This window comes from Pseudomonas sp. Pse79, assembly GCF_024519615.1.
Classification (GTDB): Bacteria; Pseudomonadota; Gammaproteobacteria; order Pseudomonadales; family Pseudomonadaceae; genus Aquipseudomonas; species Aquipseudomonas veronii.
The window spans coordinates 25,401-40,878 of the sequence record NZ_JALJRR010000036.1; the positions used below are offsets into that span (position 1 = coordinate 25,401).

The window sequence follows — 15,478 nt, forward strand, 5'->3', positions numbered from 1 at the left end:
TCCTACAGGGTTATGCCCCCACGGTAGGAGCTGGCTTGCCAGCGAAAAACCCACAGCCACCGCGGGCATCCAGGCTTCCCGCGTCATCGTTGACGACCATCGCCGGCAAGCCGGCTCCTACAGAACTCTGCGCTCGAAAATCGCGCCCTCGATGCCCAGCACCTCGCAGGTATCGGCATAGATCCCCACGCCCTTCTCCCATACGTGCTTGATCGACTGGTCGGCGCAACGAATCTGGTAATTGAGTTCGAACGGTTCCTGGCGCGACAACGCATATTGCACCTCGCGCCATACGTAGTCGGCATCCTCGGCGAGGATCAGGCTGTTGTAGGTGAACTCATGGTTGTCCACCAACCGCTCGGCGGGGTAGCCGGTCAATTGCAGGCAGCCGGCACTGACGAATTCCATGGTCCAGTCGCGGTTGTTACGGCCGCGATAGATCAGCCCAGGCATGCTGTCGAGCAAGCTCATGCTGCTGCGTTGGCTGGCCTGCAGGGCGATTTCGCGGCGCTTGTGCGCGGTGATATCTCCGGCCACCAGGTAGAAGCCCTGCGGGCCGCGCTTGAGACTGACCTCGAACCAGCGCAGCTCGCCGCACGGATGCACGAAACGCAGGCGTTGGTTGAACGAGGTCTCGGGACGCCGGCGCAGCTCATGCAAGGCCTGGCGCCACAGCGGGCGGTCTTCCTGGTGGACGTAGTCGACGAGGTTGCGCTCCGCGCCCGGCGCGCCCATCAACTCGGCCCAGGCCAGGTTGAAGTGAGCGATCTGGCCGTTGTCGCGCAGGTGCAGCAAGGCGGCGGGAAAACAATCCATCAGGTGCGCGGGCGATGTCTGCACCCAAGCGTCAGAGCTTTCCCTCATCTAGTGACGCTCCTCGTGTTTGAGCAAGGCGCCGCTGTGTACCCGGGCCGCCAGCTCCAGGCGCGAATGCAGGTTGAGTTTCTGCAACAGGCTGCGCACATAGATTTTCACCGTGCCGTCGCTGATCCCCAGCTCCCTGCCGATCTGTTTATTGCTCATGCCGGCGGCGATCAGCGCCAGGGTCTGGCCTTCGCGTTCGGTGAGGTTTTCACCGCCCGGCGTCTCACCGTGTGGCCTGGGCTCGGCCGGGTCGGCGAGCAAGGCGATCAGGGTTGAGTCGAGCATGATCGCGCCCTTGTGGCAGTTGCGCATATACGCCAGCAACGCCTCGGGCTCGGTTTCCTTGAGCACATAACCGCTGGCGCCCAGGCGCAGGGCGCTGAGCAGTTCGGCGCGGTCCATCGAAGCGGTGAGCACCACCACCTGGCAGTCCAGGCGCAATTGGCGCAGTTCGTCCAGCACCTGCAGGCCGCTGAGGCCAGGCATGTGCAGGTCCAGCAACACCTGCTGCGGCGTCAGGCTCACGGCCAGGTTGATGCCCTCCCGGCCACTGGCCGCCTGCCCCACCACTTCAAAGTCGTCGCTGGCATCGAACAGTTGCGCCAGGCCTTTGCGAAACAGTGGGTGATCATCGATCAGTAATAAGGTCGTGCAGTCCATCGAGACTCCCGTGTGGCAGGTCGTGGTGGCGGCGCAGGCCAAGATGCACGCGCACGCCGTGCGGGCGGATCGCTTCAATGCTCAGCCGCGCGCCGATGCTGGCGGCGCGCTCGCGGATAATCGCCAGGCCGAAATGGTTATGCTCATCGCAAGCCGGGCTCAAGCCGATGCCATCGTCCTCCACCGACACCGAGGCATCGCCGTCCTGGGTCTGGCGCAGTTCGATACGCACATGCCGTGCGTGGGAATGGCGCACCGCATTGGCCAGGGCCTCGCGAACGATCTGCAGGATCTGCAATTCGGTTTCCGGGCTCAGGGCATCGTCGGCCAGGCGGTTATCCAACTCGAACACGATGATGCAACGCCGCGAAAACTCCGCGACGGAGTCGGCCAGGGCCTGGCGCAGTGAGCGTCCGTCCATGGTCAGGCGTGCGCTGGTGATCAGCTCGCGCACCTGGCGTTGCAACTGGCTGAGGCCTGCGCACAGGTCCTGCAGGGCAGGCGCGCCCAGCTGTGACTGCAAGCCGTGGGCCTGGAACGCCAGGTAACCCAACTGTTGCGCCACCGAATCGTGCAGCTCACGGGCCAGCGCGCCGTGGCGCGACGTTGCCTGTCTGCGCTGCTGCTCACGGTTGTCGCTGCGCAGACGCACGCTGACCGCCACGGCTTGCGCTGCTTCCTCCAGCAACTGGCGCCAACTGGCACCGGCCCGTCTGGGGGTGTCGAGCAGTAACGCGCCTTTTTCACCCTCGGGCAAGGCGCACACCAATCGGTGTACCCCACGCTGCCGGCAAGGGCCGCAGGCCTGGGGCGTGTCCATCGCACTCGCGTCGCGCCAGGGGCAGCGCGCCACGTTCTGGCAGCCCTCGATCAAGCCACGTCGCGTCGGGCCCAGGTCTTCGCCGCCCAGGATCAGGTTGAGCCTGGCGGCGGGCAGCAGTGCGTCGAAACGGTCCAGAAAACCCGACAAGGCACCGTCAGCGTGCAGGGGCAACCCGGCCAACAGCCTGCGCACGCTGCGCGCCTGTTCGGGGCGCACAGGCCCCAACCAGAGCGGCCAGCTCTTCGGTCGCGTTCGCACTCTTCGATAACTCCCCGTCCGGTTGCTGAGCATTAGTGCAAGACCAGCAACTTCCATGCCCCGAACGCCAGTGCGGCAAGGCTTATCTCCAAAGACATAGCCCTTTTTCCAGATTGAGAAGATTTTCCTCATAGGAAAGTATCTCTCCCAACAGGAAACAAAACGCACCTTGGAGAGCCCGCATGACGCACACCCACAACCGCCCCATCGTGGTGATGCAATCGGCAACCGCCGGCATGGCGGTTGCCGCCGACCTGCACAAGCCTTTGCTGCTGAGCGGCGAACAACCCGACTTCAGCCGGCGTTTACAACAGGCATTGGCCAGCGCAACCGTGGGTTGTCGGCTCTACCTGTTGGGCGATGAGGCCTTTGTCTGGCGCATTCACGCCGAGGCCCGCGCCGCCGGCCTGGAAGACGACGAGATCAGCGTGACCTGCACGATGCCCGGCCTGCGCCAGGTGTATTGCGCCCATTGCGGGCTGACCCAGACCGCAGGCCCAGAGCCGGTGTTGAACTGCATCGGCTGCAACGTCGGGCTGGAAGTGCGCGCACACTTTTCCCGGCGCCTGGGGGCTTACCTCGGCGTGTGCATCAACCCCGACCAGCCCTACGCGGGGTTCCAGCCATGAGCGCCGCCCTCAAGGTTCAGGTCAGTGCGGCCAGAATGCTCACCCCCGTGGTGCGCGAGTTCACCCTGACCGCCTGCGACGGCGCCCTGCCCGCTTTCTCGCCCGGCAGCCACGTACAGGTACATCTGCCGCTGGCCGAGGGCACGGTGCGTAATGCCTACTCGTTGACCAGCGACCCGGCGCACACGCGCCACTACCGCATCGCCGTGCGCCTGCAGGACGCGTCTCGCGGCGGTTCGCAGTACTTGCATCGCCAGGTGCAGGTCGGCGACACCTTGCGGATTTCGCCGCCGGCCAATCTGTTCGCGCCCCATGGCACCGCACGCCGGCACATCCTGATCGCCGCCGGCATCGGTATCACGCCGTTCATGGCCTATATCGCCACGATGGAACAGCAGCAGGCCGACTTCGAACTGCATTACCTGTTCCGGCCAGGCCTCAGCGATGCCTACCTCGATGAATTGCAACAGCGCCTCGGCCCGCGCCTGCACGCCTACGACCGCCGCCCGGACCTGAGCCGCATCCTCGCCAACCGGCCGCTGGGCAGCCACGTCTACACCTGTGGCCCGCAACCCTTGATCGAGGCGGTCGAGCAACACGCCGATCGCCTCGGTTGGCCGCGCAATCGGCTGCATGCCGAGGCGTTCAAAGGCGCGCAACCGGGCCAGCCGTTCGACCTGCAACTGCTGCGCAGTGGCCGCACCCTGCGCGTGGAGGCCGAGCAGAGCCTGCTCGAAGCCTTGGAGCACGCGGGCTTGCAAGTGCCCAACCTGTGCCGTGGCGGGGTCTGCGGCCAGTGCATCACGCGCCATCAAGGCGGTGCCATCGAACACCGCGACAGTTTCCTCAGCCCGGCCGAGCAGGCCGAATTTCTGATGCCCTGCGTCTCACGCGGCAGCGGCCCCTGCGTTTCGCTGGACCTATAGGAGTGAGTGCCATGCCCCTGCAATCGAGCCCTGTGCTGAGCTATCGCGACGATTTCAGCTTTCGCAACAGCCCGGCGGCGATCCGTCGCTTCCCGTTTCCGTTTATCGAGGACAGCTACCTGTACTCGGTGAACATCGAACCGGCCACCTCCCGCGACCCGGGTTCCGTCTACGAGCACGCCTTCGACATCGACGAGCACTACCGCTCGGAAATGGCCGAACGCGCCCTGATCCTGGACAACGACCCGCGCCGCTACCTGGTGATGCCGCACATGCAAGCGGCGGCCTGGGATGCGCTGCAAATGCTCATGGAAAACCTCGCCGTCGACTACCCGCAGTGGTTCAGCCTGGTGCGTGACGGCGACCGCTGGCACTGGCGCAACCACCTGCTGCAGATCGATCAACCGTTCATCTTCGGCGATGCCGCCAGCCTGCCCTGCGCACCGCTGGAGTACATCGGCCGCCAGGTGCAAGGGGATTTCGCCCTGCTCGACCAGCGCGACGGCGACCTGTACATGGACGCCGGCCTGGTCACCAGCCCGGCCGACTGGTCACTGGCGTTCGATGCCGGGATGAGTTTCAAGCAGTGGCATGCACCGGTGCCCATGGCCCACCAGATGGGCGTGTTCGAGCGCGCACTGAAGTACCTGCTCAACCTGCAGGCCGGCCAGCCGGTCCGGCGCCTGAACTGGACCCTGACCATCAACCCGCGCCTGGATTCGTCGCCGGAAACCTTCCATCAATGGGGCGCCGACCGCGGCCGGATCACCGCGCAGAACGTCGGGCAACAGGTGCATCTGCGGGTCGAACTGCAAGTGATGGCGCGCCTGCCGCGCAGCAACGCAGTGATGTTCAGCATTCGCACCTACCTGATCAGCCTGGACGAACTGGTCAGCCACCCCGGCTGGGGCTGCCGCCTGCACCGCGTGCTGCGCGACCTGCCCGATGCCATCGCCGACTACAAGGGCATGACCCGCTATCGACAGACCCTGGTCGAGTGGCTGCGCCAGTTCGATCCACTCGCCTGAACCATTTCCCGGTGCTCCTTTTCACAGCAAGGAATCTCACATGACCCACTCCTGGCGTATTTCTGCATTGGCCGAGCGGCACCGCGCGCTCGGCTCGAACCTCGAAGACTGGAACGGCATGGGCACCGCCTGGACCTACAGCAGCGCGCTGGCCGACCACCACGAAGCGATCCGCACCCGCGCCGGCCTGATGGACGTATCGGGCCTGAAAAAAGTCCACTACGTCGGCCCGCACGCCGAAAGCCTTTTGCAGTGGGCCACCACCCGCGACATCGCCAAGCTCTATCCCGGCAAATCGGTGTATGCGTCGATGCTCGACGAGGACGGCAAATTCGTCGATGACTGCATCGTCTACCGCACCGGGCCCAATGCGTTCATGGTCGTGCATGGCGCCGGCACCGGGCATGAAATGCTGGTGCGCTCGGCCCAGGGCCGGCAAGTGGCGGTGCTGTTCGACGACGATCTGCACGACCTGTCGCTGCAAGGCCCGCTGGCGGTGGATTTTCTCGCCGAGCACGTGCCTGGCATCCGCCAGCTGCCGTACTTCCATCACCTGCAAACGCGCCTGTTCGAGCGCCCGGTGATGATCTCCCGCACCGGCTACACCGGCGAGCGCGGCTACGAGATTTTCTGCAAGGCCGCGGACGCCCCGTTCCTGTGGGACAGCATCCTCGAACAGGGCGCGAGCCTGGGAATCATTCCCTGCGCCTTCACCGCCCTGGACTGGCTGCGAGTGGAAAGCTCGCTGATGTTTTTCCCCTACGACAACTCGCAGATGTACCCCTTCGCCGACCAGAAGGCCGGCGACACCCTGTGGGAGATGGGCCTGGACTTCACGGTTTCGCCCGGCAAACAAGCGTTCCGAGGCGCCGAGGAACACCTGCGCCTGCGCGGCCAGGAGCGCTTCAAGATCACCGGCGTGCTGCTCGACGGCGTGCGTCCGGCCGAGGCTGGCGACACCTTGTGGCAGGGCAACCAGCAAGTCGGCGTGATCACCTGCGGCATGTATTCGCGCCTGAGCAAACGCTCGATGGCCATCGCGCGCATGAGCGTCGCCTGCGCCGCACCCGGCATCGCGCTGCAGGTGCGCGGCAGCTTCGAAGGCGCCGCCACCACCCACGCCCTGCCCTTCGACGACCCGCAAAAAACCAAGCGCACGGCCAAGGGCTGAGCCTTCCTTCACCGCATTCAGGAGCCTTCGATGGACGCCTCAAGCGAACATTACATTCTCAAGATCACCTGCCCGGCGGCGTCCGGGATCGTCGCCGCGATCAGCGCCTGCCTGGCCCGGCAGCAGTGCTACATCAGCGAGTTGGCGCAATTTGACGACGAGTTCACCGGGCAGTTTTTCATGCGCGCGGTGTTCCGTTTCAACAAGGGCGTCAGCGGTGATATCGGCGACCTGCGCAAAGGCCTGGGCGAGCTCGCCGGCGGCTTCGACATGCAGTGGCAGTTGTTCAGCTCACGCCAGCCGACCCGCGTGCTGCTGATGGTCAGCAAGTTCGACCATTGCCTCACCGACCTGCTCTACCGCCACCGCAAAGGCGAAATGGACATGACCATCACCGCCGTGGTCTCCAACCACCTGGACCTGCGGGCGATGGCCGAGCGTGAGGGCATCCGCTTCATCTACCTGCCCATCACCAAGGACACCAAGGCCGGCCAGGAAGCCGAACTGATGCGTATCGTCGAAGACACCCAGACCGATCTGGTAGTGCTCGCGCGCTACATGCAGATCCTGTCCGACGGCCTGTGCCAGCAACTGTCGGGGCGGGCGATCAACATCCACCACTCGTTCCTGCCCGGTTTCAAGGGCGCCAAGCCGTATCACCAGGCCTATGACCGGGGGGTGAAGCTGATCGGCGCCACCGCCCACTACGTCACCAGCGACCTCGACGAGGGCCCGATCATCGAGCAGGAAATCCAGCGCGTCGACCATACCCACTTGCCCGATTCACTGGTCGCCATCGGCCGCGACACCGAAACCGTCGCCCTTTCCAAAGCCCTGAAATACCACCTGGAACACCGGGTGTTCATCAACCACGACAAGACAGTGATCTTTCGCTGAAACCCTTCAGGAGGCACGCTCATGACTCTACGTGTAGCAATCATCGGCGCCGGCCCATGCGGCCTGGCACAACTTCGCGCCTTCCAGTCGGCCCGCGACAAGGGCGCCGCCATTCCCGAACTGGTGTGCTTCGAGAAACAGCAGGACTGGGGCGGCATGTGGAACTACACCTGGCGCACCGGCCTGGACGAAAACGGCGAGCCGGTGCATGGCAGCATGTACCGCTACCTGTGGTCCAACGGCCCCAAGGAATGCCTGGAGTTCGCCGACTACACCTTTGAAGAACATTTCGGCCGGCCCATCGCCTCCTATCCGCCCCGCGAAGTGTTGTGGGACTACATCAAGGGCCGGGTGGAAAAGGCCGGCGTGCGCGACTACATCCGCTTCAACAATGTGGTGCGCCAAGTCACCTTCGACGAACAGACCCAGCGCTTCACCGTGTACGCCCACGACTACACCCACGACACCTTGACCTGTGAAGAATTCGACTACGTGATCAACGCCTGCGGCCACTTCTCCACGCCCAAGGTGCCGTACTTCGAAGGCTTCGAGCAGTTCGCCGGGCGCATCCTGCATGCCCATGACTTTCGCGAGGCGCTGGAATTCAAGGACAAGGACCTGCTGATCATCGGCAGCAGCTATTCGGCCGAGGACATCGGCTCGCAATGCTACAAATATGGCGCGCGCAGCATCACCAGTTGCTACCGCACCACGCCCATGGGCTATGCGTGGCCGGACAACTGGGAAGAAAAGCCGCTGCTGCAACGCCTGGAAAACAACCGTGCGTTCTTTGCCGATGGCAGCAGCAAGCACATCGACGCGGTGATCCTGTGTACCGGCTACAAGCACCACTTCCCGTTCCTGCCGGATGAGCTGAGCCTCAGGACCGACAACCGCCTGTGGCCGATGAACCTCTACAAGGGCGTGTTCTGGGAACCCAACCCGCGGCTGATCTACCTCGGCATGCAGGACCAGTGGTACTCGTTCAACATGTTCGACGCCCAGGCCTGGTATGCCCGCGATGTGATCCTGGGGCGTATCCCATTGCCCAGCCAGGCCGCGATGATCGCCGACAGCCAGCAATGGCAGGCACGGGAACTGACCCTGGAAACCAACCAGCAGATGTTCGAGTTCCAGGGCGCCTACATCCAGCACCTGGTGGACGCCACCGACTACCCGGATTTCGACATCGCCGCCGTCAACGAGACCTTTCTGCACTGGAAGCACGACAAGGCCGAAAACATCATGGGCTATCGCGACAAGTCCTACCGCTCGCTGATGACCGGCACCCAGTCGCCGCCGCACCACACCCCGTGGCTGCTGGCCCTGGACGACTCGATGGCGGCGTACCTGGGCGAGCCCGTGACGCCCATCAAATCAGTCGGCTGAGCGGGTGCCCATGATGAATGCTCCGCGTGTTTCCCACCCGCGAGAACCCGGGCTGTTTGCCCGGGCGCCGAACCTCGAACGCTACCGCGTGGCCGCCGGCGGTGTGACCCTGGTCGACCTGCAGCCCGGCGACGGCCTGCAGGTGATCGACCTCGAAGGCCGGCAAATCTGCGAACTGCTGGCCCTCGACGCCAGCGGCCGCAGCGCCCTGGCGAGCTGGGGGCTGAGCGGCTCGAGCGCCTGCCGCGTGCCACCGCGTGTCGGCCAGGCGCTCAAGCGGCGCGGCATCGACGCGCAGGCATTGCCCCTCGCCGCCGCGCTGTGGGACGACGCCAGCCCACCCGGTCACACTCGGCAGTTTGTCGCCCATGACCGCCTGCTGGTGATCGTCGCCGCTCCTGCCGGGGCCACCGCCGTCGACCGGCAATACCGGCCCAGCGAACTGCGCCTGCTGGTGACACGGGCCAACCCGTCGCCCCTGCTGGTGCCTGCCCTGCCCGAGCCATTGGGCGAGGTGCTGGACGAGTTCACCGTGCGTGCGGGCACGGCCCACGGCTACAGCGTCGCCAAGGGCCAGTACGTGCAGGTGCTGGACGTCGCCGGCCGCCAGTGTTCGGACTTCGTCGCCCTCGACCGCCGCGCCCTGGATCGCGGCGTGGAGCTGGACCTCGACCAGACCGTGACGCGCACGCTGAACGGCAGCGCCTACCCGGCGCCGGGGCTGTTCTCGAAGTTTTTCGACCGCCGGATGCAGCCGATGCTGGAGGTGGTGCAGGACACCGTCGGGCGCCACGACGCCTTCGCCCTGGCCTGCGCGGCGCGCTACTACGAATCCCATGGCTATTTCGGGCACGACAACTGCAGCGACAACCTCAGCCGCGTACTCGCGCCCTACGGCGTGCAGGCGCGCAGTGGCTGGCCGGCGATCAATTTCTTCTTCAACACCGGCATTGATGCACACCAGCAGATGACCCTGGATGAGCCGTGGTCGCGGCCCGGCGACTACGTACTGCTGCGGGCCATGACCGAGCTGGTGTGCGGCAGTACCTCGTGCCCGGATGACATCGACCCGGCCAATGGCTGGAACCCGACCGATATCCATGTCCGTATCTACCGCGAGAAGGAGCGTTTTTCCATCGCCATGAGCACTCGAACCACGGCCGATGCCGACCCGATACTGACCCGTGAGACCGCGTTCCACTCACGCACCAGCGCCCTCACCGGCAGCTTCATCGACTACCGCAACTGGTGGCTGCCGTTGCGCTACGACGGTTATGGCGCCACCGAGGAATACCTCGGCTGCCGCGAACGCGTGGCCGTGATGGACCTGACCGCCCTGCGCAAATTCGAGATCATCGGCCCCGACGCCGAAGCCCTGTTGCAATACTGCCTGACCCGCGACGTGCGGCGCCTGGCGGTGGGCCAAGTGGTCTATTCGGCGATGTGCCACGAACACGGCGGCATGCTCGACGACGGCACCCTGCTGCGCCTGGGCCCGGACAACTTCCGCTGGATCTGCGGCGAAGACTACGCCGGTGTGTGGCTGCGCGAGCAGGCCCACAAACTGGGGATGAAGGTGTGGGTCAAGTCCGCCAGCGAGCAGATTCACAACCTGGCGGTGCAAGGGCCGCTCAGCCGCGAGCTGCTCAAGCAGATGGTCTGGACGCCGCCCACCCAACCGAGTGTGGACAGTCTCGGCTGGTTCCGCTTCCTGGTCGGCCGGCTGGACGGTTTCGAGGGCTGCCCGTTGATGATTTCGCGCACCGGCTACACCGGCGAACTGGGCTTTGAGGTGTGGTGCCAGCCCGAAGACGCCGAACGGGTGTGGGACCGCATCTGGCAACTCGGCCAACCCTTGGGCCTGGTGCCCCTCGGCCTGGAAGCGCTGGACCTGTTGCGCATCGAAGCCGGGCTGATTTTTGCCGGCTACGAGTTCAGCGACCAGACCGACCCGTTCGAGGCCGGCATCGGCTTCAGCGTGCCACTCAAGAGCAAGACCGATGACTTTATCGGCCGCGACGCCCTGTTACGGCGCAGCGCCCATCCCAGCCACAAGCTGGTCGGTCTGCACCTCGGCGGCAACGAGGCGGCCCACCACGGCGACCCGGTGTACCACGGCCGCGCCCGGGTCGGGGTCATCACCAGCGCCTGCCGCTCACCGTTGCTGGCCAGCAATATCGCGCTGTGCCGGGTCGACGTGAGCTGCGCCGAGCCCGGCACCCTGCTTGAGATTGGCAAAGTCGATGGCCTACAGAAGCGCATCAGCGCCACGGTCAGCGCAGCGATTTTCTATGACCCGGACAAGAGCCGCGTGCGTAGCTGATCGTCCCGATACCGATGTGTGCCACCCCACTTTGACTGCCCACTTTGATTGCCCTTCTTAACCGCTACTCAGACATGGGAATACGAAGATGGAAGCGACGACGTTCGAGGCTGTACCGCAGGCTGCCAGCTCAGTGGGCAGCCTGCACCGCAAGATCGATTGGCGCGGTGCATTCTGGGTCGCCAGTGGCGTGCCCGCGCTGGTGCTGTTCTCCATCGGCGCGATTGCCGCCACGGTGGGCAAACCGGCCTGGATCGTGTGGATCGTGTCGATCCTGTTCGGGTTTATCCAGGCCTTCACCTATGCCGAGATCGCCGGGCTGTTCCCGCACAAGTCCGGCGGCGCGTCCGTGTACGGCGCGGTGGCCTGGGTGCGCTACAGCAAGTTGATCGCACCGGTGTCGGTGTGGTGCAACTGGCTGGCCTGGTCGCCGGTGCTGTCCATCGGCTCGGGGCTGGCGGCGGGGTATATCCTCACCGCGCTGTTTCCCGCCGATGCGCTGATCAACACCTGGCAACTGACCCTGCTTGACCTGGGTTGGGTCAAGAGCGGCCTGTCGTTGCGCATCAACGCGACGTTCGCCATTGGCCTGTTGATTCTGCTCACGGTGTTTGCCGTGCAGCATGGCGGCATCCTGCGCTCGGCGCGCCTGACGCTGGTGCTCGGGGTCACCTCGCTGATCCCGCTGTTGCTGGTGGGCGTGGTGCCGTTGTTCACCGGGGACGCGACCCAGGCCAACTTCCTGCCGCTGTACCCGCTGGCCCATGACGCAGCCGGGCAAGTCATCGACGGCCCGTGGGATATATCCGGCTGGTCGCTGATGGCCGGCGGGCTGTTCATGGCCGCGTGGTCCACCTACGGGTTCGAAACGGCGGTGTGCTACACCCGCGAGTTCAAGGACCCCAAGCGTGACACCTTCAAGGCGATCTTCTACGCCGGCCTGCTGTGCATCCTGGTGTTCACCCTGGTGCCGCTGGCGTTTCAAGGCAGCCTGGGGCTGGGCCAACTGGTGACCCCGGCGGTGCTCGACGCCAGCGGCGCGGTAGTGACTCCGGCGGTGTACAGCGGCCTGCTGTCGCCGGCGATCTACAGCGGCATGGGCGTTGGCCAGGTGATGGCCGACAGCATCGGCGGCGGCAAGGTGGTCGCCAATATCGTGCTGATCATGCTGGTGCTCGCCACGTTGCTGGCAATCATGACCTCGATGTCCGGCTCGTCGCGCACCCTGTATCAGGCGTCGGTGGACGGCTGGCTGCCCAAATACCTGGGGCGCACCAACGAACACGGCGCGCCCACGGCGGCGATGTGGACCGACCTATCGTTCAACCTGCTGTTGTTGCTGATGTCGGACTATGTGTTCGTGCTGGCGGCGTCCAACGTCAGCTACATCATTTTCAACTTCCTCAACCTCAACGCCGGCTGGATCCACCGCCTCGACCGCCCCGACTGGGTGCGCCCGTACAAAGCCCCCACCGTGCTGCTGGCGGCCGGCGGCGTGCTGAGCTTCGTCAACCTGGCGTGCATGGGCCTGGGTGCGGATATCTGGGGCGCAGGCACGCTGGTCACCGGCTTGCTGCTGGCGCTGTTGATCCTGCCGGTGTTCTGCTACCGCCACTATGTGCAGGACAAAGGCCGCTTCCCCGCGGCCATGCTCAGTGACTTGTATATCCAGGCCGATGACGGCCAACGCCGCGCCGGCTGGCTGCCCTACGCCACACTGATCGCCGGTGTGCTGGTGGTGTATGCCTGCCATCAACTGGTAGCCTGAATGCCCTGGGCTGCCTATTGCTGAGGGATTTATCCCTCAGCGCCCCTATTTCTCCAGACAACGGTGACGCTTTTGACCAGCACTCTCCCTTCCCTTGCCCGCGATATCGACGGCAAGGCCATTTCTGCCCAGGTTCTCGACGAGGTTCGCGAAGAGGTCCTGCTGCTTGCCGCGCAAAAAATCTTCCCGGCCCTGGCTGTCGTGCTGGTGGGCGACGATCCGGCCAGCGAAGTGTATGTGCGCAACAAACTGCTGCGGGCCAAGGAAGTCGGGATTCGCTCCCTTGAATACCGGCTGCCGGATGACGCCAGCCAGGCGCAAGTGCTCGATCTGCTGGCCCAGTTGAACGCCGACGTTTCGGTCAACGGCGTGCTGGTGCAGTTGCCGTTGCCGGCGCATATCGACGAGGCGGCCGTGATCCATGCGATTGACCCGATCAAGGACGTGGACGGTTTCCACCGTGAGAACGTCGGCGGCCTGGTGCAAGGCATCGAGGTGCTCACGCCTTGCACGCCCAGCGGCTGCATGCGCCTGCTGCATGAAACCTGCGGCGATTTGAGTGGCTTGCACGCGGTGGTGATTGGCCGCTCGAACATCGTCGGCAAACCGATGGCGACCCTGCTGTTGCAGGCCAACTGCTCGGTCACCGTGGTGCATTCGCGCAGCGTCGATGCTCAGGCATTGTGCCGCTTGGCCGATATCGTCGTCGCCGCGGTCGGTCGGCCGCAGTTGATCGATGCCAGCTGGCTCAAGCCTGGCGCGGTGGTGATCGATGTGGGGATCAACCGCATCAGCACCGAGACCGGTACGCGGTTGGTGGGCGATGTGGACTACGCCAGCGCACGCACCGTGGCCAGCGCGATTACGCCGGTGCCGGGTGGTGTGGGGCCGATGACGATTGCCTACCTGCTGAAGAACACCCTGGTGGCAAGCCAGTTACAACGCAAAGCCCTGCCCCGAGCGCTGGCGCCGCACCTGTAGGAGCGAGCTTGCTCGCGAAAAACGCCCAGGCAACGCGGTCATCCAGGATGCCCGCGTTATCGTTAACGACCTTCGCGAGCAAGCTCGCTCCTACAGGGTTCTCAGGGGTTGTAGGCGGCCAGGTCCCGACTCATGGGCTCGCAGGCTGAAGAACACCCTGGTGGCAAGCCAGTTACAACGCAAAGCCCTGCCCCGAGCGCTGGCGCCGCACCTGTAGGAGCGAGCTTGCTCGCGAAAAACGTCCAGGCAACGCGGTCATCCAGGATGCCCGCGTTATCGTTAACGATCTTCGCGAGCAAGCTCGCTCCTGCAGTGGGCCGTTAGTGGTTGTAGGCGCGCTCGTTGTGCTCGGCCAGGTCCAGGCCCATCTCTTCCACCGACTCATGGGCACGCAGGCCGACCAGGGCATTGACCACCTTGAGGATGATCCAGCTGACCACGAAGCAGTACACCGTGGTCAGCAACACCCCCTTGATCTGGGCGACGACTTGGCCGCCCATGGTCACGCCTTCCACCAGGCCGCCCATGGACGGCACGCAGAACACCCCGGTGAGCACCGCGCCGATCATGCCGCCGATGCCGTGCAGGCCGAATACGTCGAGGCTGTCGTCGTAGCCGAAGCGACGCTTCAACACGGTCACGCTCAAGTAGCAGAACACCCCGCACAGCAAGCCGATGGCCAACGCGCCGCCGACGCCGACATAGGCGCACGCCGGGGTGATCCCCACCAGACCGGCCAATGCACCGCTGGCCAGGCCCAGGGCGCTGGGTTTGCCGACCTTGAACCACTCGGTGAACATCCAGCCGAGAATCCCCGCACACGCGCCCAGTTGGGTGTTGAGCATGACAATCCCCGAGGTGCCGTTGAGGCCGCCGCCGGAGCCGATATTGAAGCCGAACCAGCCGACCCAGAGCATCGCCGCACCGGCCATGGTCAGGCTCAGGTTATGCGCGGGCATCGGCGTGTTCTGGTAGCCCTTGCGCTTGCCGAGGATCAGGCATGCGGCGAGCGCGGCCACACCGGCGTTGATGTGTACGGCGGTGCCGCCGGCAAAGTCGAGCACGCCCCAGTTATGCATCAAGGCCCCCGAACCGCCCCAGACCATATGCGCCACCGGGGCATACACCAGGGTGAACCAGATGGCCATGAACAGCAGCGCCGCCGAGAACTTCATGCGTTCGGCGAAGGCGCCAGCGATCAGCGCCGGGGTGATGATTGCGAAGGTCATCTGGAAGGTCACGAACACGCCTTCCGGAATATCCCCCACCAGGCTCTCGGGGGTCATGCCCGCCAGGAACGCGCGGCTCAGGCCGCCGACAAAACTGTTGAAGGTCACCTGCCCTTCGACCATGCCCGTGGTATCGACCACCATGCTGTAGCCGTAGATCACCCACAGCACGCCCACCAGCCCGGCGACGCCAAAACACTGGGTGAACAGCGAGAGCATGTTTTTCGCCCGGACCAGCCCGCCGTAGAACAGCGCGAGCCCCGGCAGGCACATGAACAGCACCAGCACCGCGGCGGTGACCATCCAGGCGGTGCTGCCGGTGTTCAAGGTGGGCGCATCGGCGGCCTGCGCCAAGGGGGCGAAGGCACAGGCGGCCAATAAGCCGAAGAGGGATTTGCCGAGAAGACGATTGATCATGTTCAAAGCTCCTGCAAAAGATAGGGGAGATGCATGTAGGAGCGAGGGGGACGCCTAGTTCTTGCTCGCGAAAAACGTCCAGGCAACGCGGTCATCCAGGATGCCCGCGTTATCG

The 15,478-nt window shown here is 64.8% G+C and carries 13 protein-coding genes; 9 read left to right on the forward strand and 4 right to left on the reverse strand.

All coding sequences use genetic code 11. The annotated features are described in order from the left end of the window. Positions 1-117: 117 nt before the first annotated feature. Genes NR164_RS28195 through NR164_RS28205 form a run of 3 tightly spaced genes read right to left on the reverse strand, consistent with a single transcriptional unit; the run spans position 118 to position 2,605 of the window. Positions 118-864 (reverse strand): PAS domain-containing protein, encoded by a 747-nt coding sequence (locus NR164_RS28195; protein ID WP_256823549.1) that lies wholly within the window; start codon positions 862-864, stop codon positions 118-120. Then, on the reverse strand, positions 865-1,524 hold the full coding sequence (locus NR164_RS28200) for a response regulator (RefSeq protein ID WP_046383903.1): 660 nt from the start codon (positions 1,522-1,524) through the stop codon (positions 865-867). It abuts the gene before it with no gap. Then, a complete protein-coding gene (locus tag NR164_RS28205; protein WP_232591586.1) occupies positions 1,493-2,605 on the reverse strand; it encodes a sensor histidine kinase in 1,113 nt (370 codons plus the stop codon). Before NR164_RS28205 ends, NR164_RS28200 begins: the two co-directional genes overlap by 32 nt. A gap of 182 nt (positions 2,606-2,787) precedes the next feature. Between NR164_RS28205 and NR164_RS28210 the strand changes: the two genes are divergently transcribed. From NR164_RS28210 to folD, 9 genes are all read left to right on the forward strand, one after another. Then, the gene (locus NR164_RS28210) at positions 2,788-3,234 is read left to right on the forward strand and encodes a dimethylamine monooxygenase subunit DmmA family protein (RefSeq protein ID WP_046383904.1); all 447 of its coding nucleotides are present in this window, start codon (positions 2,788-2,790) and stop codon (positions 3,232-3,234) included. Further along, complete coding sequence (locus NR164_RS28215) at positions 3,231-4,160, forward strand: PDR/VanB family oxidoreductase (RefSeq protein ID WP_046383905.1); 930 nt, start codon at positions 3,231-3,233, stop codon at positions 4,158-4,160. The genes NR164_RS28210 and NR164_RS28215 overlap by 4 nt, the downstream gene beginning before the upstream one ends. An 11-nt stretch (positions 4,161-4,171) precedes the next feature. Further along, positions 4,172-5,188 carry a DUF3445 domain-containing protein gene (locus NR164_RS28220; protein WP_046383906.1) on the forward strand — a complete coding sequence of 339 codons (1,017 nt, stop codon included), beginning with the start codon at positions 4,172-4,174 and terminating at the stop codon, positions 5,186-5,188. A 40-nt stretch (positions 5,189-5,228) separates the two neighbouring features. Continuing rightward, on the forward strand, positions 5,229-6,359 hold the full coding sequence (locus tag NR164_RS28225; protein WP_108526653.1) for an aminomethyltransferase family protein: 1,131 nt from the start codon (positions 5,229-5,231) through the stop codon (positions 6,357-6,359). A gap of 30 nt (positions 6,360-6,389) precedes the next feature. Then, positions 6,390-7,256, forward strand: coding sequence for a formyltetrahydrofolate deformylase (purU, locus tag NR164_RS28230; RefSeq protein WP_046383908.1), 867 nt, complete (start codon positions 6,390-6,392; stop codon positions 7,254-7,256). A gap of 21 nt (positions 7,257-7,277) precedes the next feature. Then, complete coding sequence (locus NR164_RS28235) at positions 7,278-8,645, forward strand: NAD(P)-binding domain-containing protein (protein ID WP_046383909.1); 1,368 nt, start codon at positions 7,278-7,280, stop codon at positions 8,643-8,645. A 13-nt stretch (positions 8,646-8,658) separates the two neighbouring features. Beyond that, on the forward strand, positions 8,659-10,968 hold the full coding sequence (locus NR164_RS28240) for a DUF1989 domain-containing protein (protein WP_256823550.1): 2,310 nt from the start codon (positions 8,659-8,661) through the stop codon (positions 10,966-10,968). A gap of 88 nt (positions 10,969-11,056) precedes the next feature. Continuing rightward, on the forward strand, positions 11,057-12,736 hold the full coding sequence (locus tag NR164_RS28245; protein ID WP_079443527.1) for an APC family permease: 1,680 nt from the start codon (positions 11,057-11,059) through the stop codon (positions 12,734-12,736). A 63-nt stretch (positions 12,737-12,799) separates the two neighbouring features. Then, positions 12,800-13,717, forward strand: coding sequence for a bifunctional methylenetetrahydrofolate dehydrogenase/methenyltetrahydrofolate cyclohydrolase FolD (gene folD / locus NR164_RS28250; RefSeq protein WP_082107777.1), 918 nt, complete (start codon positions 12,800-12,802; stop codon positions 13,715-13,717). A 320-nt stretch (positions 13,718-14,037) separates the two neighbouring features. On the opposite strand, the gene NR164_RS28260 is transcribed toward folD, so the two are convergent. Continuing rightward, entirely contained in the window at positions 14,038-15,363 is a 1,326-nt protein-coding gene (locus NR164_RS28260) for an ammonium transporter (RefSeq protein ID WP_046383912.1), read from the reverse strand. Positions 15,364-15,478 lie beyond the last annotated feature (115 nt).